General features: G+C 71.1%; 1 protein-coding gene and 1 pseudogene. Both read left to right on the plus strand.

Going from position 1 to position 2,551, the window contains the following annotated elements; all coding sequences use genetic code 11:
• Positions 1-402: pseudogene (locus F3J14_RS34425) on the plus strand (transcriptional regulator); the annotation flags it as partial.
• A 162-nt stretch (positions 403-564) separates the two neighbouring features.
• A partial coding sequence (locus tag F3J14_RS34430; RefSeq protein WP_166726691.1) for a DUF6600 domain-containing protein occupies positions 565-2,551 on the plus strand: 1,987 nt, incomplete at its 3' end.

Genomic DNA, 2,551 nt, shown 5'->3' on the forward strand with positions numbered 1-2,551 from the left:
CCCGTGCCGCCGCCGGCGCGCACGGTGCCGGCCGAGCTGCGCTACGCGCGCACGTGCTACGACCACATGGCCGGCGAACTCGCGGTCCGCATCTTCGACGGCCTCACCGCACGCGGCTGGCTGCACGCGGACGGCGATGCGATCGAGACCACCGAGCTCGGCACGCAAGCACTCGCGCACTGGGGCATCGACGTCGCCCAGCAGCGCACGCGCCGGCGCCGCTTCGCATGCGGCTGCCTCGACTGGAGCGAGCGGCGCGCGCATCTCGGCGGCGCACTGGGCGCGGCACTGCTCGACAGCTTCTGCGCACACGGGTGGATCGAACGCACGGCGCGGCCGCGCGTGCTGCGCGTCACCGTGCCCGGACGGCAGGTTTTCGACGACTGGCTTACGTCCGCTTGACACGCGCATTGCGACCGGACGACAACGGCGCGCGCCGGACAGGTTTTGTTACATCGCGTGCCATTCGACTTACAAAACACCGAGCACTGAAACAGGCCGAGCGGATATCGTGAACTGGACGGCACGAATCGACGCGCCGCAATAACGACGAAGACGCTCAACATGGCCTCCCTGTTCACGCTCAAGCGAACCGCCCGCTGCACACTGCTCGCGTTCGCCGCGCTGGCGACACTGCCTTGCGCATTCGCGCAAACGACACAGGCCGCGCCGTACGCGGCCGCCGCCCGGCAACCGGGCGGTGATCCGCCGAGCCGCGTCGCCCGGCTCAACTACATGTCGGGCGCCGTGACGACGGAGCCGGCCGGCACCGATACGTGGTCATACGCCGCCGTGAACCGGCCGCTGACGACGGGCGACCAGCTGTGGAACGACGCCGGCGCGCGCTCCGAGCTGCACATCGGCTCGACCGCGGTGCGACTCGGCGAATCGACGAGCCTGTCGGTGCTGAACCTCGACGACACGACGACGCAACTGAAGGTCGGGCTCGGCACCGTGTCGACGCACGTGCGCGATCTGCCACCCGGCGGGTCGTACGAAATCGATACGCCCAATCTCGCGCTCGGCCTCACGGGCCCCGGCGACTATCGCGTCGATGTCGCGCCGAACGGCGCGAGCACGACGGTCACCGTGCGCAGCGGCAGCGCGACCGTGTACGGCAGCAACGGGCAGTATCCGCTGTCGCCCGGCCAGCAGGTCGTGTTCACCGGCACCGACCTGCAGGTCGCGCAGCAATCGGCCGCGCCGGCCCCCGACGCGCTCGACCAGTGGGCCGCCAGCCGCGATGCGGCCGAGCAGCGCTCGGTATCGGCCCGCTACGTGTCGCGCGACATTCCCGGCTACCAGGATCTCGACGCGAACGGGACGTGGCGCGAGACCCCGAACTACGGGGCGGTCTGGGTGCCGAACGACACGCCGGCCGACTGGGCGCCGTATCACGACGGTCACTGGATCTGGCAGGCGCCCTGGGGCTGGACCTGGGTCGACGATGCCCCGTGGGGCTTCGCGCCGTACCACTACGGCCGCTGGGCCCATGTCGACGACAGCTGGGCGTGGGTGCCCGGCCCGGTGGCCGTCAGCCAGCCGCCCGCCTATGCACCGGCGCTGGTCGCATTCGTGGGCGGCGGCGGCGGTCCCGACTGGAGCGTCGCGCTGACGGTCGGCGGCGTCGCCGCGGCCGGCTGCGCATGGTTCGCACTCGGCCCGGGCGAGGCGTGGCATCCCGGCTGGGGCGGCTGGAGCCCGCATTACTACGAACGCGTGAACCGGAATATCGTGGTGAACAACGTCACGGTGAACAAGACCGTGAACGTGACGAACATCACCAACATTACGAACATCAACAAGACGTACGTGAACTTCCGCGCGCCGCACGCGATCACGGCCGTGCCGGCGTCCGCGTTCGTGCACGGCCAGCCGGTCGCGCGCTTCTCCCAGCATGTCGATCCGCAGCAATGGCGCAACGCGCACGTGATGCCGGGCACGCCCGGCATTGCGCCGGTACGCCAGAGCCTGAATGGCGGATTGCGCACGGCCAGCTACCGCCCGCCGGCGGCGATCGGGCAGCACTCGTTCGTCGCGACGCGCAATCCGGCAGTGCCGGCCGCGTATCGCGATCAGGCGGCCGTCCATCTCGCACGGGAAGGTGCACACGTGCCGGGCGCGGGCGCCCCTGTCGCGCGAACCAGCGTGCCGGCCGACTATACGGCTCGCCCGGTCCGTGTTCCGGGCAATCCGAAAGCCGGTGCGTGGGCGATGCGCAACGTGCAGCTCGTGAATCCGCACGGCCCCGTCGTGCAGCCGGCGCACGCGCCGCACGAAGGTCAGCCGGCCCTCACACAGGCTGCACGGCCGGGCGCGCCGACGCCGGTCGTGCCCAATGGCGCGCGACCGATGAACGCCGAAGCCCCCAATGCGCCGCGCTTCGCCAACGGCGCGACGCCACAGGCGCCGGGCAATCCGGTTGCGCATCAGGCATTAGGGCCGGGTAATGGCGTCCCGCACCCGCCGACGGCCGGCAACGAACCGACCGGGCACGACAACGCACATGCAGCCGCGGCGCCCGCCCCTGCCTGGATGCAGCCGCACACGC

This window comes from Burkholderia sp. Tr-862, assembly GCF_011753085.1.
GTDB classification, from domain to species: domain Bacteria; phylum Pseudomonadota; class Gammaproteobacteria; order Burkholderiales; family Burkholderiaceae; genus Burkholderia; species Burkholderia ambifaria.